The sequence below is a fragment of the Corynebacterium fournieri genome, assembly GCF_030408775.1.
Lineage (GTDB): Bacteria > Actinomycetota > Actinomycetes > Mycobacteriales > Mycobacteriaceae > Corynebacterium > Corynebacterium fournieri.
The window spans coordinates 1,569,069-1,591,247 of record NZ_CP047210.1 but is presented as its reverse complement, the minus strand read 5'-3'; the positions used below and the strand labels follow the sequence as shown (position 1 = coordinate 1,591,247).

Here is a 22,179-nt window from a genome sequence, read left to right as displayed (position 1 = left end):
GCGGGAAGGGTTATAGTTTGTTCGTTCTCGCCATAACTTGAAGAGGTGTCCTTTCGTGGGTAAGCACTCCCTCCACACCAACCGGTCCCGCTCTGCCGCTGCGGTGGTGGCCGGAAGTATTGTCGCAACCTCAACTTTGGTTGCCCCGCCCGCGCAGGCGGATGACGTTGATGCGCTCATCGAGGAGTTGGAGTCCGTCTCCCAAGACGCCACGGCCAAGTCCGAGGAAATCAAGGAGCTGGAAGACCAGATCGCTGATTCTGAGGTGAAGCTTCGGTCAGCCAACTCCCGCGCGGCTGATGCCAAGGCGGAAATGGACACGCTGCGCGGCGTGAGCGACCTGCAGCGCAAAAATGTTGGCGACATTGCCCAGTCGCGCTACCGCATGCCGCAGTCTGACGCGCTTTTGACCACGCTCGACTCCGGGAACCCCCAGGAAGCAATCGACCGCTCCGCGTACCTTGCCACCCTCGGACGTAATTCCCAGCGTGCGCTGACCGAGCTGGAGGAGGTGAACCGTGCCGCGGCGGACCGCGCCAGTGCTGCCAACATTGCTGTGGCTGAGGCGCAGCACGCGCGCAACGAGCTCGACAGCAAACGCAAGAAGCTGGAGCAGGAGCGCGACGAGCTGGATTTGCAGGTCGCAGACATCGAGCGCCGCGTGGACAGCTTGAACGAGGAGGACCGTCAGCGCTGGATCACGAAGGACAACCCGGTCAGCGCCGTTGACCTGCCGGGCGTGGACTCCGGGATCGTCGCCGCCGCTATGGCGCAGCTTGGCAAGCCGTACGGCTGGGGCGCTACGGGCCCGGACGCGTTTGACTGCTCCGGCCTGATGGTGTGGGCGTACGCGCAAAACGGCATCGGCATTCCGCGCACCTCCCAGGCGCAGCTCGCCGGCGGCACGCCGGTGTCTCTGGATGCGCTGCAGCCGGGCGACATCATCGGCTACTACCCGGGTGTGACCCACGTTGGCATGTACATCGGCGACGGCATGGTGGTGCACGCCTCGGATTACGGCATCCCGGTCCAGGTTGTGCCCGTGAACTCGATGCCGGTTCAGGGTGCCGTGCGCTATTAAGACTCTGCTGGTCACCAACGACTTCCCGCCCACCGTGGGCGGGATTCAGTCGTATCTGCGCGATTTCGCCGCCGAGCTTGTGCGGCGCGACGGCCCGGATTCGTTGGTGGTTTTCGCATCTACCCAAGACTCCAAGGCGGCGGGTGCGTGGGATTCGTCGGTGCCGTACACCGTGGTGCGCTGGCCGCGCCGCGTCATGCTGCCCACCCCTGCCACGGTGCGCGAGATGCAGCGGTTAATCCGCGCGCACAACATCGACACGGTCTGGTTCGGCGCTGCCGCCCCGCTTGGGATCATGGGGGCGGCCGCCAAGCGCGCGGGCGCGAAGCACGTCGTTGCCACCACGCACGGCCACGAGGTGGGGTGGGCGAAACTGCCCGTCGCGCGCCGCGTGTTGCGCATGATCGGCCGCAGCGCTGACAAGGTCACCTATATCTCCTGGTTCACGCTCGCTCGCCTGCGTGGCGCATTCGGCCCCCGCCCCGGCTTCGTCGCTTTGCCTTCGGGCGTGGACACCTCTTTCTTCCGGCCTGCTACCGCGCAACAGCGTGCGCAGACGCGTGCGCAGCTCGGCGTCGGCGAGGCCCCGCTCGTGGTGTGCTCCTCGCGCCTGGTCGCGCGGAAGGGGCAGGACCAGTTGATTCGGGTGATGCCGGAGGTGCGTCGCAAAGCAAAAGATGCGCGGCTGGTCATCGTGGGTTCGGGGCCGTACGGCAAGCGGCTGCGCGCTCTCGCAGGGGACGGGGTGCTGTTTACCGGGCCAGTGTCAGGGCAGCGGTTGCGCGACATTGTCGCGGCGGCAGACGTGTTCGCCATGCCCGCACGCACGCGCTTCGGCGGCCTCGACGTGGAGGGCTTGGGCATCGTGTACCTGGAAGCGCAGGCGTGCGGTGTACCCGTGATCGCAGGCAGCTCCGGCGGCGCGCCGGAGACCGTCACGCCGGACACTGGGGTGGTGGTGGACGGGCGCGACACGAGCGCCATCGCGGATGCGATTGTGCAATTGCTTGACGACGACCAAAGGCGCGCCCGCATGGGCAACGCCGGGCGCGCGCACGTGGCCGAACATTTCTCCTGGGACGTGCTCGGGGACCGGCTAGCTGCGATATGCGGTGCAAGCGGACAGCGGGACTAGACTGCCTTTCCATGGCTGCTCAAACACCGATGACCGTCGGATTCGACATCGGCGGCACGAACGCTCGCGCCGCCGTGGTGGACGCGGACGGCGTGATCGTCGACTCGCTCGGCACCGAAACCCCGCACGACGCCGACGGGCTGACCCGCACCATCGTGGACATGGTGGGGCAGCTGCGCTCCACCCACGACATCGGGGCGGTCGGCGTGGCAGTCGCCGGATTTCTGGACCCCTCCTGCGAGGTGGTCCGCTTCGCGCCCCACTTGGCGTGGCGCGACGACCAGCCAGTGCGCCGGGACCTGGAGCAGGCGATTGGGCTGCCCGTACGACTCGAGCACGACGCGAACTCCGCGGCGTGGGGCGAGTACCGCTACGGCGCCGGCCGCGACCTGGATACCTGGGTGTTTTTCGCAGTCGGCACCGGCATCGGCGCAACACTGATGCACCACGGCGAGATCTACCGCGGGGCGTTCGGCACCGCGCCCGAGTTCGGCCACATCACCGTAGTGCCCGGCGGGCGCGTGTGCTCCTGCGGCAAACAGGGGTGCCTGGAGCGGTACGCGTCGGGCACTTCGCTGGTTGATTGCGCGATCGACATTGCCACGCAGGGCAGCTTTAAGGACTCGGGTGTGTACCGGGCGGTCGTCGAAAAGCGCGCAAGCGGCCACGACATCATGGCCGCCGCACGCGCAGGCGACGAGCTGGGGCTTGCTGCGCTGGACAGCTTCTCCACGTGGCTCGGGCGCGGTCTCGCCATCGTCGCCGACGTGCTGGACCCCGCGCAGATCGTGCTCGGCGGCGGCGTGAGCGAAGACTCCGACCTGTACTTGGACGACGCCCGCGCCTCGATGGAAGCCAACATCGTCGGCGCCGGCTACCGCCCGCAGCCGGAGATCCTGTGCGCTGAGCTGGGATCCCGGGCGGGTATGATCGGGGTCGCTGATCTGGCCCGTGAACTGCTGTAGAAGGCGAGTAAACGATGAACAACAAGTGGTATTCCCTGTTCAAGGTCATTTTCGGGCCGCCGCTGCTGGTGTGGAACCGACCCACCATCGAGGGTGCGGAGAACATCCCCAGTGAAGGCGCCGCGATTTTGGCGTCCAACCACCAGTCCGTGCTGGACTCGTTCTACCTGCCGCTGATGGTGCGGCGCCAAATCGCCTTCCCCGCGAAGAAGGAGTACTTCACCGGTACGGGTCTGTCCGGGCGCATCCAGAAGTTCTTCTTTTCCTCGGTCGGCCAAATTCCCGTGGACCGCGGGGCCAAGGACGCCGGCGCCGCGATGCAGACCGCGGCGGAAAGCGTGCTGGACAAAGGCGACCTGTTCGGCATCTACCCGGAGGGCACCCGCTCCCCGGACGGGCGCGTGTACAAGGGCCGCACCGGCATGGCGCGCGTGGCCATGGCCACCGGCGCACCGATCGTGCTCATCGGCATGATCGGCTCCGGTAAAGCGAACCCGATTGGCACGACAGTCCCGCGGCCGGTGAAGGTGCGTATCAAGGTTTCCGAGCAGATCCACCCGCACGCCTGGGCCGCCGAGCACGGTTTCGACCCCGATTCGCGCGAGGTCATGCGCCCGTTCACGGACTACTGCATGCGCCGCCTGGCGGACATGGTGGGGGAGGACTACGTGGATGTCTACGCCTCGGACGTGAAGAAGTCGCTGGCGGAGACGGGGGAGTACCCGGTGGAGGCACGCCCGTGAACAAACCGCTGATTATCCGTTTCGTGCTCGTCGCTGTCGTCGTGGCGATCTATCTCGTCGCCTCGCAGGCAGGGTGGTACCCCAAACTTGCCGGGCCGCTTGCTGTGCTCGCGGTCGCGGCCGTGATGTTTTGGCCTCGTCGCCAGCGCGGCCCGAAGGGGCCGTCGCGGCGCGAGCTGCTCGACGACATCCGGGCGGAGCAACGCAAGTAAATGCGGTACTTCTACGACACGGAGTTTATCGAGGACGGCTCCACCATCGAGCTGGTTTCCATCGGCATCGTCGCGGAGGACGGGCGCGAATATTACGCAGTGAGCACCGAGTTCGACGCCTCCAACGCGAACGAATGGGTGCGGGAGAACGTGCTGAGCAAGCTGCCGCGCGCTTCTCACCCGGCGTGGAAGCCGCTGCAGCAGATCCGGGACGAAGCGCATGAGTTTCTCACTGCCGGGCGCGGAAAGCCGGAACTGTGGGCGTGGGTGGGCGCATACGACCATGTTGTGTTCGCACAGCTCTGGGGCGACATGGCGGGCCTGCCCAAGGACCTGCCGCGCTACACCCGCGAGCTGAAGCAGTACTGGCAGATGGCGGGTCGTCCTCGTTTGCCCAAGGTGCCGGACGGCAACCATGACGCGCTCGTGGACGCGCGTCACAACCTGCGTAAATTCCGCGTGTGTATGGATGCGTTGCCTATCGACGCCTCCGGTTCCGTTTCCAAATAGTGGGATATTGACTTCACGGTTTGGGAATGTGCAGGTGAAAATGGTTGTAGCGCGGTGTGAATCGTGCTACAACTAAACGGGTGAGCTGGACAATCGACATCCCCAAAGACGTACTGCCGGACCTGCCCCCGCTGCCGGGCGACCTGAACGAGCAGTTCCAGGACGCAATCTCCCGCGATGCGAAGCAGCAACCCTCCTGGGACCCCACCCAGGCGCAGTATGTGCGCAAGATCCTCGAGTCTGTGCCACCGGTTGTGCTCGGCCCCGAGGTGGAGGAGCTCAAGACCCAGCTGGCGGATGTCGCTAACGGCAAGGCATTCATGCTGCAGGGAGGCGATTGTGCAGAGACTTTCGAGTCCAACACCGAGCCGCACATCCGCGCCAATGTGCGCACGCTGTTGCAGATGGCTGCGGTGCTGACCTACGGCGCATCTACGCCAGTGGTGAAGCTGGCCCGCATTGCCGGCCAGTACGCCAAGCCACGTTCGTCCGACTTGGACGCTAACGGTCTGCCCAACTACCGCGGCGACATTGTCAACGGCGTGGAGCCGACCGAGGAGGCCCGCCGCCACGACCCGGCCCGTATGGTCCGTGCCTACGCCAACTCGTCCGCGGCGATGAACCTGGTACGCGCGCTGACTACCTCTGGCACGGCCGATCTGCACAACATCAACGACTGGAACCGCGAATTCGTCTCCAATTCCCCGGCAGGTGCGCGCTACGAGGCGCTCGGCCGCGAGATCTCCCGCTCGCTCGCTTTCATGGATGCCTGCGGTGTGCGCGACGATAACCTGCGGACCTCCGAGGTCTACGCCTCCCACGAGGCGCTGCTGGTGGACTACGAACGCGCCATGTTGCGCTTGGCCACCGACTCCAACGGTGACACCAGGCTCTACGACCTGTCCGCCCACCAGCTCTGGATCGGTGAGCGCACCCGCGGCATCGACGACTTCCACGTTAACTTTGCCGCCCTGATCTCTAATCCGATTGGCATCAAGCTCGGCCCGACCACCACGCCCGAGGAGGCCGTCGCCTACGCCGATAAGCTCGATCCGGAGCGCGTGCCGGGCCGGTTGACGATGGTCATCCGCATGGGCCAGGACAAGGTCCGCGAAGTCCTGCCGGGCATCGTCAAAGCCGTCGAGGCCTCCGGCCACAAGGTGGTCTGGCAGTCTGACCCGATGCACGGCAACACCTTCACCTCCTCGAACGGCTACAAGACCCGCCACTTCGACAAAATCCTCGACGAGGTACAGGGGTTCTTCGAAGTCCACCGCGAACTGGGCACCCACCCGGGTGGCATCCACATCGAGCTCACCGGCGAGAACGTCACCGAATGCCTCGGTGGCGCCCAGGACATCACCGATGTCGACTTGCCGGGGCGCTACGAGTCCGCCTGCGACCCCCGCCTCAACACCGAGCAGGCCCTAGAGCTGTCCTTCCTAGTCGCGGAGATGCTGCGCTACTAGTTGTTGCCGGCGCCGCTGGCATCGTCTGCCATTCGTGCAACGGCGGGGTCGCTTGCGGGCTCTGCAGTGCGGACAATTCGGCCGGTGCCAATAATTGGTCTGCTCCCAGTAACACTATGCAGCTGCATAGTGGTTGGCGGTGGCGACTTTCGTAAAAGTGGACATTTTGCGCTTTGTGTCAAGTGGTTGTGAACAGTTTCTGGTTTAGGCGACGGTCAGGGTGGGGGGCTGTGGGCGGGTTTGGTGGTTGTGCGGATGATGGTGACCTCCTTTGGCAGTCCGGTAGGGGTTTTGATAATGCGGTGATCAGTCCGGCCTCGAGTGCGGTGCGTGTGGCGTTGATGCGGTTGGTTTCGTATTGCCGCCAGGTGCCGTCGAGGACGCTTAGCGGGGTGTAGCCGTTAATCCCGCTGATCCGGGTTAACGCAGATTTTGCACAAAAAATCGGCGATGCCCACGAAACAGACCATTCTGGTTCTCCTGAAGCTGGGCACATGGATCAAACAAACAATGCCATTGGTCGAGACATTGGATTGCGACACGAAGGAGATGAAGCGGGCGCCATCAATGAATGTCATGCGCAGGCTATAAACGGTGGTCTGATCAAGATAAACTGATTGGTAAGAAATTTGTTGTGAAAGAAAGAACGATCATTCCGGGAATACTTTTTGGAATTGTCTTGGGCGTCGCAACCCTTTATGGCGGAGTACTCCTGTCCACATGGCTTCCAATACCTTTCGTCTTCTATGGGCTACCTCTACCTACATTGGTGGCGTTGGGTGTATTAGCCATGTCTGTCTACAAGTTGAAAAAGGATCGGCTTAGCGACCGATCATGGCGTGCTTTTGCCTTCACATTCGCCGCGGCTTTCGTCGTATCAGCGTTCTTATGGGTGAGCACCATTTCTGGCTATGGAAACTTCGCATAGCCTATAGATATGGAACCGCTGTAAGGCCAATTACAGTTAGCCTCTCTAGATTGAAGTTTAGAGGGGCTAACTGTAACCGCAGATGAGAGAGCGTCCGATTGTTTGTGTGCGGGGGCTTGGTTTACGAGTAGTCCGCGAATCGGTCGGAGTATGCCACGGCTAGTTGGTTGATGGCTTGTTTCCACCCGTTGGCCCAGTAACGCTATGCAGCTGCATAGCGGACGTCGCCTGGCTAGGGCTGGGACACGATGACTTCGGGGATTTCGCCGTACATGCCGGAGCCAAACCACCAAGCCCCCAGCGCCACGGCGACAATCGCGATTACCACGAACACGGTATAAAGAGCCACGCTGAATGGGGAACGGTTCGACACTGGTTTAACGGAGGGACGCTGCGAAGCAGGCTCGCGGGTAGCACGAACATCCGGGGCGTTGGGGGAGATCTGACTCGGAGCAGGTCTCTGAACAGGTGCGGGGCTTGCGGCCGGACCTGGCACGGGCCATTGGCCGCGTGCTGGTCCGGGTGCTGGCTGGGCGGGCCTGGCGGGAGAAGGGGAGACGCGGGTAGGAGCGTCGTCGCCGGGGAAAAGGCGCTGGTGGGCGGCGCTCTGAGCGCTCGGAGCAGCACTGCCAGAACCCCCAACCCCGGCGGCCAACCCAAAATTGGTCGGGTGTTCGGCGGCTCGGTGCGCGGCGGAGTTGTGCGGGGCGGGCACGGTGTAGGCGGGCAGCCGCAGCTCGCCAGCCACGTCGTCCAACGCCGCTAAAAACTCTGCGGCGTCGCGGAACCGGTCGTGCGGGTTGCGGGCGGTGGCGGTGGCCACGAGCTCGTCGAAAAGCTTGGGCACCCCGGCGATCAACGATGACGGGGCGGGCACGTCGTTGTGCAGGCGCGCGTAGGCGTGGGCGAGCGGGGTTTCGCCGCTGAAAGGGGTGCGGCCGGTGAGGAGTTCGAAGAGCACGATGCCGGCGGAGTAGACGTCGGACGCCGCGGTCAGCGGGCTGCCGTCGACTTGCTCGGGCGACAGGTAGGCCACTGTGCCCACGATCTGGTCGGTGGATTGTGTGGTTTCGGCGGTGGCGCGCACGAGGCCGAAATCGGAAAGTTTGACGCGGCTGGAGGCGTCGATGAGCACGTTGTCGGGCTTGATGTCGCGGTGCACCATGCCCTTCGCGTGGGCGACAGACAGTCCGGTGAGCATGCCGCGCATCACGGCTGCGGCGGCGTGCGGTGGCATCGGGCCGCGCTCGGCAAGCAGCTCGCGCAGGGTGCCGCCGGTGATCAGCTCCATGATCAGGAACACCTCTCCACCGGAGGCGGAAAAGTCGTACACGTTGACCAGGTTGGGGTGGCTCAGCTGGGCCATTGCGCGTGCTTCGCGCCGGAAGCGGTCCAGGAACACGTTGTCGTGGACGTACTGCTCGTGCATGACTTTCGCCGCAACCTCGCGGCCGAGTCGTGCGTCCACGCAGCGGTAGACGGTGGCCATTCCGCCGCGGGCGATTGGGCGGTCGACGACGTAGCGTCCGTCCAGGGCCGTGCCTGCGCTCAAGGTTGCCATGTGCACAAGGGTAGAATCGCCGACCGTGAGCGCACAAACGAATCTTGAGCAATTGCTTAGCGACGAAACACTGTTGCCCTTCCCGGATGTCGCCGAAATTCTGGGCGTGCCGGTGACCAAGGTGCACGACTACATCGGCGCGAAGAAGCTGGTGCACTACGTCAAGGACGGCAAGAAGGTCATCCCGGAGAGGCTGCTCGGTGAGGACGGGCTGAGCAAGTTCGTCTCCGGCGCAATCACCGTGCTTTACGACGGCGGATACGACGCCGAAGAGATCCTTGCCTTTTTGTTTACTCCGGACGAGTCGTTGCCGGGGCGTCCTGTCGACGCGCTGCACGGCCAAAAGGCGCGCGAAGTAATCCGCCGCGCCCAAGCAATGGCGTTTTAGTTTCCTCGCGGAACACCCATTCCACGGCCACCACGGCGACGATCGCGGCGAGGGTGAGGAACCACATGTCGTAGAGCCGGTGGTTGCCGCTGCCCTTGAACGCAAGCGCGATGACGATCGACGCGCCGGTGGTCACCTTCACCACCCAGGCTGGCGGCCGGAAGCTGCCCGCTAGGGAGACCACGGAGGCGTAGTACCAGGGCAGTGTCACCGCGTTGGTCGCGAAGGCAACCGTGTAGGCGGCGGTCGTGCCCGCGACGGCGCGCCGCTCGTACGCCTCGCCCCGGCGGGGACGGAACACCCACCACACCGCGGCCAGGCCCACGAGCATGAGCACCGAAAATACGGAGCGTGTCCAGTTCAGGACGGTGTTGTAGCGGAACGTGTCGTCGAAAAGCTGCAGCAACGGCGTGATCAGCTCCGCGGCGAAGGTGGGCCCGGCAAGCGGGTTGATCACCTTCGAGTTGCCCGTAATCTCCTCGAGCCAGCCCCAAGTGGTGCCGGACACCCAGGTGACCAGCTGGATGACAGCGACGTTGACCGCCAGCGCCCAGGCGCCGCCGGCGACGAGCACGCCCACCTGGCCAGCAGGTGTGGCGGCCTGCCGCTTGACTATCAGCCAGACCACGAACGGCAGGGCTACGGCAGCGGTGGCTTTGAGCGACACCGCCAGCGCAATCAGGATGATGCCCGGGGTGCACCAGCTGCGGCGCAGGCACGACAGCAACCCCGCGCTGACCAGGCCCACCATGACAGCCTCGTTGTGCATGCCGCCAATTAGATGCAGCAGCATTACGGGGTTGGCCACGCCCAGCCACAGCGCGAGCGCCGGGTCGCCGCCGACCTGTTTGGCTATGCGCGGCACAGCCCACATGATGAGCGCGAACCCGGCTAGAGAGATCAGCCGGTAGACCATCAGGCCCGCGGTGACGTTGTCGCCGACGAGCCAGGTCACTGCCTTGCCCAAGCCGAGGTGCAAAGGCCCGTAGGGGGTGGTGGTGTTGCGCCAGTCGTGCGAGACCTCCCACAGGTACGGGCCCGGGTTGACGGCGGCGCCTTCGGAGTAGGGGTCGAATCCGTCGCGCAGCATCGCGCCCTGCATGAGGTAGGAGTACACGTCGCGCGAGAGGATGGGCGCGCACAGCGCGAGAATGCCGGACCATAAACACACGGCGCGCCGGACAGCGCCCTCGGCGGGGCGGGCCTTCCACAGCATCACCCATGCGGCGATGAGCGCGAAAATGCCTGCGGTGAGCAGCAGATCCATGAGCGCGCGTCCGTGGCCGTAGGAGAGATGCTCCAACCCGGCGGCGCGCAGCGCACCGCCGCGGTAGCGGGTGGCGCCGGCGCCATAGGAACCGACGGTGATCAGGGCGCATGCAACAACGCCCAGGTGTTGCGGGCGCATCACATCCGCCGGTCGGTGGCTTTGTGCGCGAGCACCGTCAGCGCTTCTACCGTGGCGTCGTCAATGCCGGCGCCGTCCAGGTAGTCGAGGCCGGAGCGGGTCAGCTCAGCAATGCGCGCCTCCACGGCTTCTTCGGCGCCGCTGTCGCGGATGAGCTCTGCTAATCGACGCAGCTCCGCTTCATCTGCCGCCGTTCCAATTCCGTCGCGCAACTCCTGGGCGCCGGCCGGGTTGGCCTGGGAAAGTAGGTCGAGCGCCGTGGCGAACAATTCGGTGCGCTTGCCTTCCCGGAGGTCGTCGCCAGCCGGCTTGCCCGTAATTGCCGGGTCGCCGAAGACCCCGAGGAGGTCGTCGCGCAGCTGGAAGGCGATGCCGATGTCGCGGCCGTAGCCGCGGAACGCGTCGATAAGCGAACTGCTCGCACCCGCGAGAGCTGCGCCCAAGTGGAGGGGGCGCTCGATGGTGTAGGCCGCGGTCTTGTAACGGTTGACGCGGTTGGCCATCTCCACGGACTCGCTGCCGAGGCTTTCCAGCATCATGTCCAGCAGCTGACCGCCTATGACCTCGGTGCGCATGCCCACCCACGGCTCCGCCGCGCGGGCCAGCGCCTCCTGGGAAACGCCCGAATAGCGCCACATATCCTCCGCCCACGCGAGCGCGAGATCGCCCAAGAGAATTGCGGCGTTCGTGCCGTACGCCTCAGCCGTGCCGAGCATGCCCTGCTCGCGATGCTCGGCCTCGAGCGCGCGGTGCACCGTCGGATTGCCGCGCCGGGTGTCGGAGGCGTCAATGATGTCGTCGTGCACCAGCGCGCAAGCCTGAATCAGCTCCAGCGAGCTCACGGCGCGCAGCACGGCCTGCGGGTCTTCCGCTCCGTCCAACCCGCGGGCGCCGACGAAACCCGCCCAACCGTACGTGGGGCGAACCCGCTTGCCGCCGTTGAGAACGAAGTTGCGCAGGTGGCTTACCGCGTGGGCGACAGGCCCGCCGATGGTTTCGACCGCAGCTTCGCGCCCAGTGAAGAACTCCGCGAGGTTGTGCTCCACCTGCTGCGGAACGTCCTTGAGCCCCAGATCTTTCACGCCCACGCTCCTTGTGCCGAAGTGTATTGTCCTCCCGCAACCCTACCCAGTGCGGTTTTCCAGATCGAGGGCGAGGATGGCGAAGGGGCGTTTATCGCCGTAGTAAATGAAGTTGCGGGCCACGTCTCTGAACCCGAACTTGCGGTAGAGCGCGAACGCGTTGTTCGCCTCGTCGGCGACTTCGGGGGTGGACAACAGTGCCCAGCGCGCGGTCGCTTGCGAAAGTAGCGCCGAAAGCAGTTGGGAGCCGAGGCCTTCGCCTTGCCTGCTCGGCGTGACGTGCACCTCCGCGACTTCGAAGTAGTTGCGGAGCATCTCGCGGTCGAGCTCCGTGATGCCGCCGTTGGAGTCCATCGCGCGAATCAGCTGCCGGTCCCACCAGCGCTCCCGTGTGCCGATGAAGCCGTAGGCGATGCCGATGACTTGAGAGCCGTCAACTGCGGCAACGGCGGCGAAGCCGGGGGAGCGCACCTCGCCTTTCCAAACCTGGATGCGCTGGCGGCGCATGGAACGCGGATAGCCCATGGCCTCTATATAGATATCGACAAGCGTGGGGACGAGCATGACGAACTCGGCCGCAGTGAGGCGCTGGATTGAGGCAGTCACCCCTCTATGGAATCACTTTGGAGGCGAAAGGGGGAACGATTGTCGAAATTGCATTCGAACAGACGTGCTAAAGGGGTAGCGGTGGTGTCGAACGGGTGTTTTAGGTTGGGGTCATCGCAACGACAAAAGTGCAACTTGAACAGGAGAAACTCATGACGGGTAGCGTAATTTCAGCAACCACCGGCGCCGTATACGGGCAGGGCGCAAGGGTGAGCCGTGCCGACCAATTCCTCGCTGCCGCAGAAGGGCTGATTTCGCAGGCGCACGACGACTTTGAGGCGGGGCGCTACGACTTGGCGATGGAAAACGCGTACCGCGCCGCCCTCCGTGTGGCGGGTGCGCGCAACAGCGCGTCGCCTGTGGTGTGCAAGCGCAAACGATTGCCCACGAGTGCGTGGGACAAACTTGCGCTGACCGGTCTTGATGGGAAGCGCTGGGCGGAGACATTCAAGCGATATTCGGCGCAGCGGGGCCGCGTGGCCTCCGGCATCGAAACAGACCCCGGTGCGGTGGTGGTGCACCGTCTGCTCGCGGATGTCGAAGACTTCTACCTGGCAACGCGGGGCGGGGAGGTGCCAATGGCCGCCTAGGGGCTCGAAAAGTGGGGCACGGGAACAATCTGCGTACCATGGCCGTTATACGGATATTGTCAGTCCGCCATTGGTATCTGGAGAGTGAGCAGTGTCTCTATCAGAGCAGGAAATGCGGGCGTTGCGCGAAATTGAGCAGTCGCTCTTCGCGGACGACCCGAAATTTGGCAGCAGTGTCGCCACTGAGCCTGGCTTCGGTTCCGCGCCCAAAACTGGGCAGCTGACTATGCGTAGCTTTGCGTTGATCGTCCTCGGCCTGGTGCTCCTCCTTGGCGGTGTCGCGCTGGCGAGTATGAGTACGTGGACCATCGTGCTCAGCATCATCGGCTTCGCGGTGATGCTTTTCGGCGGCATCATGGCGCTTCGCACCCCGAGCCAGTCCGCGGTATCTTCGGCCCGCGCCTCCCGTCAGGTAAAGCCTCGGACGCAGCGCAGCGTGAATATGGAAGAAAGTTTCCGTCGTCGGTTCGAGGATCGGCAGTAGCGCAAAGGCCCATTTCTCAAACGCCTCCCCGGTGATCTGGGGAGGCGTTTTTCGTGCCTGCCCAAAATCCCCCACTTCTCCCCACATGTGGCCATTTCCGCGTGAAAAGTGGCTTGGGTGGCTCCACTGTCTATGTAATGAGTGGGGCAAAAGGGGTGAATGGTGGCGTGTGGTGGCTGTGTTTCGCACCTGTGCGGGTAGATTCCCCACCGCTAAAAAGCTGCTCTGACCTGCCGTTTGGTGGCATGTTGAAGTGAAACACGCCGAAGGTGTGGCGTTTGTGGGGGAAAGTGGGTTAAAGTGGGGGCCAGCGGAGTGATGTGGCGCGCATCTTGACTACGTGCGCGGCGCAGAGCGAAGCCGAGAAAATTTCACAGCCAACGTCAGAAAGTGAAGGAAGGTAGGTCGCCGGATGTTTCTGGGAACCTACACTCCCAAGCTCGACGACAAAGGTCGCCTGACGCTCCCCGCGAAGTTCCGTGAGGATCTTGCGGACGGGTTGATGGTGACCAAGGGGCAGGACCACTCGCTGGCGGTGTACCCGCGTGACGAGTTCGCCGCCCGCGCCCGCAAGGCCGCAGCGGCATCCCGCACTAACCCGAAGGCGCGCGCCTTCATCCGCAATCTGGCTGCCAGTGCGGATGAGCAAACGCTCGACGGCTCTGGTCGGATCACCCTGTCCCCGGCACACCGCGAGTACGCAGGCCTTTCCAAGGAGTGCGTGGTCATCGGTTCGGTGGATTTTCTCGAGATCTGGGACCTCGAGTCCTGGAATAAGTATCAAGAAGAAACTGAAGCCGCGTTCTCCGCGGCGGATGACGACGACATTCTCTCCGGTCTGCTGTAGGGCTGACTACCCCGTAGCAGGCAACGACTACGGAGAGCGTGTACGGACTCTGTCCGGGGCGTGAAGCGTTCTGGTGTACTTCCCCGACATCAGAACAGCCGCCCCGGGCAGGGCTCTATGCGCTCCCCGCGCTGACGACACTGACCGGGCCGAAAAGCCGCATACGCATGGGACACCGAAAGACACGGAGGGCACGCAATGGCGAACTTCACGCTCGCTGACGACCCGCACGGTCACGTCCCTGTGATGCGCGACCGCATGGCGGAGCTCCTCGAGCCCACAGTGGAGAAGTTCGGCGCAACCGCAGTGCTTGTCGACGGCACGCTCGGCGCCGGCGGCCACACTGAGCACTTCCTCACCGTGTTCCCGCAGGCTCGTGTGATTGGTGTGGACCGCGACCCGATCGCGCTCAGTCAGGCGTCGCAACGCTTGGCTCCTTTCGGTGACCGGTTTGCTGCGGTGCAAGCGCGCTTCGACCACGTCGACGACGCCATCGCTGACGGTGAGGGCGAGATCTTCGATGTCGCACGCGAGCACGGCATCGCTGGTGCATTGTTCGACCTCGGTGTTTCTTCCATGCAGCTGGACCAGGAAGAGCGCGGCTTTTCCTACCGCGGCGACGCGCCGCTGGACATGCGTATGGACCAGACCACGGGCATTACCGCCGCCGAGGTGCTCAACACCTACAGCCACGGCGACCTGGCCCGCATTCTGAAGAAGTACGGCGACGAGCGCTTCGCCGGGAAGATCGCCTCCGCAGTTGTGGCGCAGCGCGAGCGCGAACCGTTCGACCGCGCAGCCCGGCTGGTGGAGTTGCTCTACGACACCATCCCGGCGGCGACCCGCCGTACCGGGGGCCACCCCGCGAAGCGCACCTTCCAGGCGCTGCGAATCGAGGTGAACCGGGAGCTCGAGGCCGTGGAAAACGTCGTGCCCGTGATCACCGGTTTGCTCGGTGTCGGCGGGCGCGCGGTGTTCATGAGCTACCAGTCGCTGGAAGACAAGATTGTCAAGGCCGCATTTACGGATCTGACCTCATCCAAAACCCCGGTGGGGCTGCCGATGGATCTGCCCGGCACCGAACCGGCGTTTCGCACCGTCACCCGCGGCGCGGAAAAAGCGCCCGCGGAAGAGATCGAACGCAACCCCCGCGCCGCGCCCGTGAGGGTGCGCTGCATTGAAAAACTCCGCACCACCCACTAACCGCCCACCAACACAGCCCGACAAAGGACGGACACCATGGCAGCACGAGCAACGCGATCGGCAACGCTAACCCGCACCCCGAGCCGTACCCCGCGCCGCACGGAGCACCCCTCGCAGCGGGTGCGCACGATGCCGGGCGTCAAGCCGCACGTGGAACACCCCAAGTCCCGCGGCCGCCTGGGGTCCAACCAGGTCGTGTCCGTGCGCGGGCGCAGGGTGGCCACCGCGAAGGCCCGTTCGAAATTTTCCTCCCTGTCCCAGATTGCGTTGCCGCTGCTGTTTGTGGGCATTGCAGTGGCCATGATCCTTTCCGGCATCGCAACGTCGCAGACGTTCACCATCCAGGAGCTGCAATCGAAGGAGCAGCAGCTGGCCAATGAGGTGGAAACGCTCAACCGCGACTTGGAAGACCGGCGTTCTTCAGCCGAGCTGGCGCAGCGCGCGGACTCGGCTGGCATGGTGCTCGCCGGTGAGCCGGGCGTGGTTGCTGTGGATGAGGCGGGCCATGCGGAGGAGCAGCGCCCGTTCAACCCGGAGTCTGCGACCAAGATCGTGGATGTCAACGGAGAGGGCGTTGCAAACTCCCGCGCGTCTTCCGATGACCGCGCAACGAAGGAACTCGAGGATCTGCTGACGCAGCGCCCGGGCCGCACCGGCAACCCGTCGCGCGTTGCCAATCTGGCGCCGTACCAGGCCAACGTTTCGGCACAGCCGTAACGGCTGGCGTGGCGCACCCCGGTATCCGCCTGGGGCGGTGCATGATGGTTGACGATATGAAGGTGGATACCAGCCGGTGGATACGGGAGGTGAGCAGCGAAGGTGCCACGCACTAGCGTGAACGCGCAGAAGCGGACCCAACAGGGACCTGCAAAGAAAGCGCAGACTTCCCAAAAGCGCATCACGGGTGCGCGCGTCTACTGGCTCGGCATCGCCTTTCTGGCGGTGGCGGCCCTGCTTATCGGCCGCCTTTTTTGGGTACAGGTAGTCATTGGGGACGAACTGCGCGCCCAGGCGAACGATCAGCGCAGCCGCACCTACGTGGACCGCGCCCGTCGCGGCGAGATTGTGGACCGCGACGGCAACAAAATGGCCTACACCATGCAGGCGCGCTCTTTGACGGTTTCTCCCGAGCAACTGCGTAAGGAATTGAAGGAGCAGCAGGAGCTGGAGATGCGGATGGACGGGATGTCCGCCGCAGATATCGCCGCTCAGGTTGACGCGCGTGTGGAGGACACGCTGCGCACGATGGCAAACGAGATCCCGGGCATGATCGGCGACGGTGAAGTGGAACGCGACGCCCCGGCAAGCACCGCCACCGCCGAACCGACCACGAAGGTCGGCCATGTCAGCGCCAAGGAGATTCTGGATAAGCTGCACGCGGATTCCAGCTACGAGGTCCTCGTGCGCAACGTGGACCCGGATGTGGCGGCCACAGTTGCGGACACCTTCCACGGCATTGCGGCCGACCACCAGGACATCCGCCAGTACCCCAACGGCGCGGTGGGGGAGAACATCATCGGCAAGGTCTCCATGGACGGCCAGGGGCAGTTCGGCCTCGAGGCGTCACGGGACGCGGACCTGACTGGCATCGACGGCCGTTCCACCGAGGACGTCTCCGCCGGCGGGCAGTCGATTCCGGGCTCGCTTCGCGACGTCGTTCCGGCTGTCGGCGGCTCGCAAGTCGAGCTCACCATCGATCTGGACCTGCAAACGTACGTGCAGCAGGCGCTCGAGCAGGCGAAAAAGAACTCGCAGGCCAAGGAAGCGCAGGCGGTCGTGCTCGATGCCCACACCGGTGAGGTGCTGGCGATGGCGAACACGGACACCATCAACCCGAACGGCGACGTGGACAAGCAGGTGAAGCAGGGCCGGGATTTTGAGAACCCGAGCGTGTCCCACCCCTTCGAGCCGGGGTCTGTGGCGAAGGTGATCACCGCCGCCGCAGCGATTGACCAGGGGCTGACGGACCCCTTCGAGGTCCACCAGGTGCCCGGCTCCATCGACATGGCGGGTATTACGGTGCGCGATGCGTGGGAGCACGGGGTGATGCCGTACACCACCGCGGGCATCTTCGGTAAGTCCTCCAACGTGGGCACGCTCCAGTTGGCCCAGCGCCTGGGCGAGGAGCGGTACTGGGACTACCTCAACCGTTTCGGCATCGGCCAAAACACCGGCATCGAGCTGCCGAACGAGTCTTCGGGCCTTTTGCCCGTGCTCGAGCAGTGGTCCGGTGGCACGTTTGCCAACCTGCCGATTGGCCAGGGCATGAGCTGGACTGCGCTGCAAATGGCGAGCGTGTTCCAGACCCTGGCCAATGACGGTGAGCGCATCCAGCCGCGCATCATCTCCAAGATTACCGGCCCGGATGGCGAGGAGATCCCGCAGGAAGAGCCGCAGCGCTCTCGAGTGGTCAGCGAACAAGCTGCCCGCACCACCGTGGACATGTTCCGCTCCGCATTCCAGGAGGATCCGAGCGGCGTCAACAGCGGAACCGCCCAGGGCAACACGCTGGAGGGCTACCAGTTCTCCGGCAAGACGGGTACCGCGCAGAAGGTCAACCCGGACACCGGCGCATACTCGCAGAGCGCCTACTGGATCACCTTCGCCGGTATCGCGCCTGCGAACGACCCGCGTTTTGTAGTGGCCGTCATGCTGGATGAGCCACAGCGCGGCGTGCTCGACGGCGGCAGCGGCGGCCAGTCGGCGGCGCCGATTTTCAAGCAGATTGCGGGTTGGCTGCTCAACCGCGAGAACGTGCCGTTGAGCCCGCCGGCAGAACCCTTCCCGTTGCAGGGCCAGTAGAAGCAGATAGAGGAGAAGAAATGACCAGCTTGCAGCAGCTCGCAGAAATCGCCGGGGCGCGTATTGTCCACCCGCCGTCTGCGCCGCTGCCGGTGACCTTTGTCGGCCTCGATTCCGCCAACGTGGAGCCCGGGGGTCTGTTTGCGGCCTTGCCCGGCACGAGGGTGCACGGTGCGACCTACGCGTTCGACTCCGCGGCGGGGGCGATCCTCACCGACGAGGCCGGCCTGTCCATCATCCAGCAGACCGCCGACCGCCGCCCGGTGCTGGTGGTTGAGGATGTTCGGGCAGTGCTGGGCCATGTGGCGGCTGAGGTGTACGGGCACCCGTCGCAAAGCTTCACGCTCTTGGGCGTGACCGGCACCTCCGGCAAAACCACGACCACCTACATGCTGGAAAAGGGGCTCACGGCCGCCGGCTGCAAGGTGGGGCTGATCGGCACTACCGGCACCAAGATCATGGGCCGCGACGTTGCCACGAAGCTGACCACGCCGGAGGCGCCGATGCTGCAGCGCCTGTTCGCGCAGATGCGTGACGAAGGGGTCACCCACGTGGTCATGGAGGTCTCCTCGCACGCGTTGATGCTCGGTCGCGTGACGGGCGCGGACTTCGACGTGGCCGCGTTTACGAACCTCTCCCAGGATCACCTGGATTTCCACCCGACCATGGAAGATTACTTCCAGGCCAAGGCCCTGTTTTTCGATCCTGCCAGAGAGCTGCGGGCGAAGCGCAGCGTCATCTGCGTCGACGACGAGTGGGGCACGCGCATGGCGGATCTCGCGCAGGACCCGGTCACTGTCGCCACCACAGCGCAGGCGGATGTGACCGCGGAGCTTGTGCGTATCGACGACCAAGGCCGCCAACGCATCAGCTTGCAGGCTGGCGAGAACTACGAGTTCACGCTGCCGATGCCGGGCGCGTTCAATGTGGCCAACGCCGCGCTGGCCGCCGCCATCGCGACAACCGCGGGCGTGGCGCTGCCGGAGTTTCTTGCAGGCCTCGAGCAGGCGGCGGTGCCGGGGCGTATGGAGCGCATCGACGAAGGCCAGCCCTTCGTCGCGGTGGTGGACTACGCCCACAAGCCGGCCGCGATCGGGGCGGTGCTTGCTACCCTGCGCGGTCAGGTGGAAGGCCGCATCGGGATCGCCGTCGGTGCGGGCGGCGACCGCGATTCGTCCAAGCGCCCGCTGATGGGCGCCGAGGCCGCAAAGGGGGCAGACTTCGTGGTGGTCACCGACGACAACCCGCGCACCGAGGACCCCGCCACCATCCGCGCCGCGGTGCTGGAGGGCGCACGTCAGGCTGGCACGGACGCAGAAATTGTGGAGGTCGGCCCGCGCGGCGAGGCCATCGACGCGCTGGTGGCCTGGGCGCAGCCCGGCGACGCGGTGATCGTGGTTGGTAAAGGCCACGAGGTGGGCCAGCTCGTGGGCACGCAGAAGCTGCACTTCGATGACCGCGAGGAGATGCGTAGGGCACTTTCGGAAAGGGGAGCGCAAGCATGATCGACATGACCGTGGCGCGCATCGCCGAGATCACCGGCGGGCGCCTGAGCAAGGAAGCGGACCCGGAAGCACACGTGACCGGGTTTGTGGAATTCGATTCCCGCAAGATTGGCCCGGGCGGGCTGTTTATCGCCTTCCCGGGCGCACGCGTCGACGGCCACGACTTCGTGGGCAAGGCCGCAGAGGCCGGTGCCGCCGCGTCGCTGACCACCAGGGAAGTGGGCGCGCCTGCGGTGATCGTCGAGAAGCGGCCGCCGCGCGAAGGCGACAACTCTGACCTCGCCACCAACGACCCGGACGGCTCCGCCGCAGGCGTGGTGGACGGCATGTCCAAGCTCGCCGCGGAGGTCGCGCGCGAGCTGACCGCCCACCATGGGCTGACCATCGTGGGCGTGACCGGCTCTGCCGGAAAGACCTCCACAAAAGACTTGATCGCCGCAGTGCTCTCCCGCGCAGGCGAGACGGTGGCGCCTCCGGGCAGCTTCAACAACGAGATCGGCCACCCGTACACGGTGCTGCGCTGCACCGAGGACACAGACTTTCTGGTGGCCGAGATGTCTGCGCGCGGCATCGGGCACATCGCGCACCTGGCCACCATCGCGCCGCCGAAGATCGGCGTGGTGCTCAACGTCGGCTCCGCGCACATCGGCGAGTTCGGCTCCCGTGAAAACATCGCGAAAGCCAAGGGCGAGCTGGTGGAGGCGCTGCCGACGGACGGCGTGGCGGTGCTCAACGCCGAAGACGAGCTTGTCGCGGGCATGGCCCCGCGCACGAAGGCGCGCGTGGTCACCTTCTCTGAATCCGGCAACACGGCGGCGGACTACTACGCCACGGATGTCCAGCTCGACGCCGTGGCGCGGGCCTCGTTTACCATGCACACACCGCAGGGCAAGCCGCAGCGCGTGGAGCTCGGCGTGTTCGGCGCGCACCAGGTGGGCAACGCGCTGGCGGCAGCTGCCGTGGGCACCGAGCTGGGCATGGATGAGGCCACCGTGGCGCAGGCTTTGTCCGCAGCCAGCTCCGTATCCGTTAACCGCATGGACGTGAACACGCGTGCCGACGGCGTGACCGTGATCAACGACGCGTACAACGCCAACCCCGAGTCCATGCGCGCGGCGATCGCGGCGCTGGGCTACACCGCCGCAGCCCGCCCGGGCGTGCGCTCGGTTGCCGTGCTCGGAGAGATGAGCGAACTCGGTGCCGGAGTGGTGCAGGCGCACGCGGCGCTCGCGGACGAGCTGGCGCGATACCGTGTCACCCACCTCGTCGCTGTGGGCACCTCCGAGGCGATGGCGGAGCTGCGTGACAACGCGGAACGCCGCGGCATCACAACCGTGGCAGTCGGGGACACTGACGAGGCCGCGCGTGCGGTGCGCGAGCTGCTCGCGCACGCGCCGGCGGGCGAGGACCGCTGGCACGAGCGCGAAGACCGTGATGTAGTGCTGGTCAAGGCCTCAAACGCGGCCCGGCTGTGGGTGGTGGCGGAAGCGCTGCTGCAAGGGCATACGCTTAAATAGAAACTCGACGTAGAGAAATAGCAAGGTAAAACTTCCATGGTTCAAGTTATCTGCGCCGGAATCATCAGCTTCCTGGTTTCGATCTTCCTCACCCCTCTGCTCATCCGGTACTTCAACCGGCGGGCCATGGGCCAGGAGATCCGCGAGGACGGTCCGGCGTCCCACGCCCGCAAGCGCGGCACTCCGACGATGGGCGGTATCGCCATCCTGGTCGGCATCACCATGGGCTATTTGGGCGGCAGCCTCGCCGCGTTGATCACCGGGCACGCGGCATTTACCGCCACCGGCCTGATCGTGCTGTTTCTCACCCTTTCCCTGGGCTTTGTCGGTTTGGCCGACGACGGCATCAAGCTGTTCATGCACCGCAACCTGGGGTTGAACAAGACGGCGAAGCTCATCGCCCAGCTGGTCATCTCCCTGGTGTTTGGCATCCTCATCCTGCGTTTCCCGGACGAGAACGGTCTGACTCCTGGCTCGCAGTTCCTCAGCTTTGTGCGCGACATGGAAACGATCGACCTCAACTTCGGCGGTGGGGCGTTCGGCACCGTTATCTTCCTCGTGTTCATCTATATCCTGCTGGCCGCCTGGTCGAATGCCGTCAACCTCACTGATGGCCTGGACGGCCTCGCCGCCGGCACCACCGCGCTGGTGATGGGTGCCTACGTGGGCATTACCTTCTGGCAGTTCCGCAATTCTTGCGACGCGGTCGCCGCGGCCGGCTGCTACAGCGTGCGCGACCCGCTGGATCTGGCCATCCTGGCGTCCGCAGGGTTCGGCGCATGCGTCGGGTTCCTCTGGTGGAACGCGTCCCCGGCGAAGATCTTCATGGGTGACACAGGCTCGCTCGCCCTCGGCGGGTTGGTTGCAGGCCTGTCCGTGGGGTCGCGCACCGAGCTGTTGATGATCATCATCGGCGCCCTGTTCGTGCTTGAGGCAGCCTCTGTGGTCATTCAGGTCGCCTCCTTCAAATCCACCGGCAAGCGCGTCTTCCGCATGGCGCCGTTCCACCACCACTTCGAAAACGGCGGGTGGCGCGAGACCACCGTGGTGGTGCGCTTCTGGATCATTTCCGCGATGGCGGTCATGCTCGGCATGGCAGTGTTCTACGGCGAGTGGCTTTCCCAGAACGGGGCGGGCCTGTGA

At 65.0% G+C, this 22,179-nt stretch carries 22 protein-coding genes; 18 read left to right on the top strand and 4 right to left on the bottom strand.

Going from position 1 to position 22,179, the window contains the following annotated elements:
- The first annotated feature begins 55 nt into the window (after positions 1 to 55).
- The 8 genes from CFOUR_RS07675 to CFOUR_RS11395 all read left to right on the top strand — a co-directional run bounded on the left by CFOUR_RS07675 (position 56) and on the right by CFOUR_RS11395 (position 6,732).
- Complete coding sequence (locus tag CFOUR_RS07675; RefSeq protein WP_085958276.1) at positions 56 to 1,081, top strand: C40 family peptidase; 1,026 nt, start codon at positions 56 to 58, stop codon at positions 1,079 to 1,081.
- On the top strand, positions 1,065 to 2,216 hold the full coding sequence (locus CFOUR_RS07670) for a glycosyltransferase family 4 protein (protein ID WP_179154862.1): 1,152 nt from the start codon (positions 1,065 to 1,067) through the stop codon (positions 2,214 to 2,216). The genes CFOUR_RS07675 and CFOUR_RS07670 overlap by 17 nt, the downstream gene beginning before the upstream one ends.
- An 11-nt stretch (positions 2,217 to 2,227) precedes the next feature.
- A complete protein-coding gene (locus CFOUR_RS07665; RefSeq protein WP_085958275.1) occupies positions 2,228 to 3,181 on the top strand; it encodes an ROK family protein in 954 nt (317 codons plus the stop codon).
- A 14-nt stretch (positions 3,182 to 3,195) separates the two neighbouring features.
- Positions 3,196 to 3,924: a lysophospholipid acyltransferase family protein gene (locus CFOUR_RS07660; RefSeq protein WP_085958274.1), complete on the top strand. Its 729-nt coding sequence runs from the start codon at positions 3,196 to 3,198 to the stop codon at positions 3,922 to 3,924.
- Positions 3,921 to 4,136 (top strand): hypothetical protein, encoded by a 216-nt coding sequence (locus CFOUR_RS07655; protein ID WP_085958273.1) that lies wholly within the window; start codon positions 3,921 to 3,923, stop codon positions 4,134 to 4,136. The genes CFOUR_RS07660 and CFOUR_RS07655 overlap by 4 nt, the downstream gene beginning before the upstream one ends.
- The gene (locus CFOUR_RS07650; protein WP_085958272.1) at positions 4,137 to 4,646 is read left to right on the top strand and encodes a polyadenylate-specific 3'-exoribonuclease AS; all 510 of its coding nucleotides are present in this window, start codon (positions 4,137 to 4,139) and stop codon (positions 4,644 to 4,646) included. It abuts the gene before it with no gap.
- 80 nt (positions 4,647 to 4,726) lie between these two features.
- Positions 4,727 to 6,115 (top strand): class II 3-deoxy-7-phosphoheptulonate synthase, encoded by a 1,389-nt coding sequence (locus tag CFOUR_RS07645; protein WP_290179079.1) that lies wholly within the window; start codon positions 4,727 to 4,729, stop codon positions 6,113 to 6,115.
- 404 nt (positions 6,116 to 6,519) lie between these two features.
- Positions 6,520 to 6,732 (top strand): DUF6973 domain-containing protein, encoded by a 213-nt coding sequence (locus CFOUR_RS11395; RefSeq protein ID WP_413540801.1) that lies wholly within the window; start codon positions 6,520 to 6,522, stop codon positions 6,730 to 6,732.
- 543 nt (positions 6,733 to 7,275) lie between these two features.
- Here the strand turns inward: CFOUR_RS11395 and CFOUR_RS07640 are convergent.
- The gene (locus CFOUR_RS07640) at positions 7,276 to 8,604 is read right to left on the bottom strand and encodes a protein kinase domain-containing protein (RefSeq protein ID WP_085958526.1); all 1,329 of its coding nucleotides are present in this window, start codon (positions 8,602 to 8,604) and stop codon (positions 7,276 to 7,278) included.
- A gap of 25 nt (positions 8,605 to 8,629) precedes the next feature.
- On the opposite strand from CFOUR_RS07640, the gene CFOUR_RS07635 reads away from it, so the two are divergent.
- Positions 8,630 to 8,992 carry an Rv2175c family DNA-binding protein gene (locus tag CFOUR_RS07635; RefSeq protein WP_413540792.1) on the top strand — a complete coding sequence of 121 codons (363 nt, stop codon included), beginning with the start codon at positions 8,630 to 8,632 and terminating at the stop codon, positions 8,990 to 8,992.
- Here the strand turns inward: CFOUR_RS07635 and CFOUR_RS07630 are convergent.
- Genes CFOUR_RS07630 through CFOUR_RS07620 form a run of 3 tightly spaced genes read right to left on the bottom strand, consistent with a single transcriptional unit; the run spans position 8,895 to position 12,088 of the window.
- Positions 8,895 to 10,400, bottom strand: coding sequence for an alpha-(1->6)-mannopyranosyltransferase A (locus CFOUR_RS07630; protein ID WP_085958269.1), 1,506 nt, complete (start codon positions 10,398 to 10,400; stop codon positions 8,895 to 8,897). The genes CFOUR_RS07635 and CFOUR_RS07630 overlap by 98 nt on opposite strands.
- A complete protein-coding gene (locus CFOUR_RS07625; RefSeq protein WP_413540791.1) occupies positions 10,400 to 11,482 on the bottom strand; it encodes a polyprenyl synthetase family protein in 1,083 nt (360 codons plus the stop codon). Before CFOUR_RS07625 ends, CFOUR_RS07630 begins: the two co-directional genes overlap by 1 nt.
- A gap of 42 nt (positions 11,483 to 11,524) precedes the next feature.
- Positions 11,525 to 12,088: a GNAT family N-acetyltransferase gene (locus tag CFOUR_RS07620; protein WP_085958267.1), complete on the bottom strand. Its 564-nt coding sequence runs from the start codon at positions 12,086 to 12,088 to the stop codon at positions 11,525 to 11,527.
- 152 nt (positions 12,089 to 12,240) lie between these two features.
- On the opposite strand from CFOUR_RS07620, the gene CFOUR_RS07615 reads away from it, so the two are divergent.
- The 9 genes from CFOUR_RS07615 to mraY all read left to right on the top strand — a co-directional run bounded on the left by CFOUR_RS07615 (position 12,241) and on the right by mraY (position 22,179).
- Positions 12,241 to 12,678, top strand: coding sequence for an SAV_6107 family HEPN domain-containing protein (locus tag CFOUR_RS07615; RefSeq protein WP_085958525.1), 438 nt, complete (start codon positions 12,241 to 12,243; stop codon positions 12,676 to 12,678).
- A gap of 91 nt (positions 12,679 to 12,769) precedes the next feature.
- A complete protein-coding gene (locus CFOUR_RS07610) occupies positions 12,770 to 13,162 on the top strand; it encodes a DUF3040 domain-containing protein (RefSeq protein ID WP_085958266.1) in 393 nt (130 codons plus the stop codon).
- Between the two features lie 412 nt (positions 13,163 to 13,574).
- Complete coding sequence (gene mraZ, locus CFOUR_RS07605; protein ID WP_070422186.1) at positions 13,575 to 14,009, top strand: division/cell wall cluster transcriptional repressor MraZ; 435 nt, start codon at positions 13,575 to 13,577, stop codon at positions 14,007 to 14,009.
- 198 nt (positions 14,010 to 14,207) lie between these two features.
- Positions 14,208 to 15,212: a 16S rRNA (cytosine(1402)-N(4))-methyltransferase RsmH gene (gene rsmH / locus CFOUR_RS07600; protein ID WP_290179078.1), complete on the top strand. Its 1,005-nt coding sequence runs from the start codon at positions 14,208 to 14,210 to the stop codon at positions 15,210 to 15,212.
- A gap of 36 nt (positions 15,213 to 15,248) precedes the next feature.
- On the top strand, positions 15,249 to 15,929 hold the full coding sequence (gene ftsL, locus CFOUR_RS07595) for a cell division protein FtsL (RefSeq protein ID WP_143339034.1): 681 nt from the start codon (positions 15,249 to 15,251) through the stop codon (positions 15,927 to 15,929).
- A gap of 117 nt (positions 15,930 to 16,046) precedes the next feature.
- The gene (locus tag CFOUR_RS07590) at positions 16,047 to 18,014 is read left to right on the top strand and encodes a peptidoglycan D,D-transpeptidase FtsI family protein (protein ID WP_101706416.1); all 1,968 of its coding nucleotides are present in this window, start codon (positions 16,047 to 16,049) and stop codon (positions 18,012 to 18,014) included.
- A gap of 20 nt (positions 18,015 to 18,034) precedes the next feature.
- Positions 18,035 to 19,519, top strand: coding sequence for a UDP-N-acetylmuramoyl-L-alanyl-D-glutamate--2,6-diaminopimelate ligase (locus CFOUR_RS07585; protein WP_085958262.1), 1,485 nt, complete (start codon positions 18,035 to 18,037; stop codon positions 19,517 to 19,519).
- A complete protein-coding gene (locus CFOUR_RS07580) occupies positions 19,516 to 21,036 on the top strand; it encodes a UDP-N-acetylmuramoyl-tripeptide--D-alanyl-D-alanine ligase (RefSeq protein WP_085958261.1) in 1,521 nt (506 codons plus the stop codon). Before CFOUR_RS07585 ends, CFOUR_RS07580 begins: the two co-directional genes overlap by 4 nt.
- Positions 21,037 to 21,072: 36 nt before the next feature.
- The gene (gene mraY, locus CFOUR_RS07575; protein ID WP_085958260.1) at positions 21,073 to 22,179 is read left to right on the top strand and encodes a phospho-N-acetylmuramoyl-pentapeptide-transferase; all 1,107 of its coding nucleotides are present in this window, start codon (positions 21,073 to 21,075) and stop codon (positions 22,177 to 22,179) included.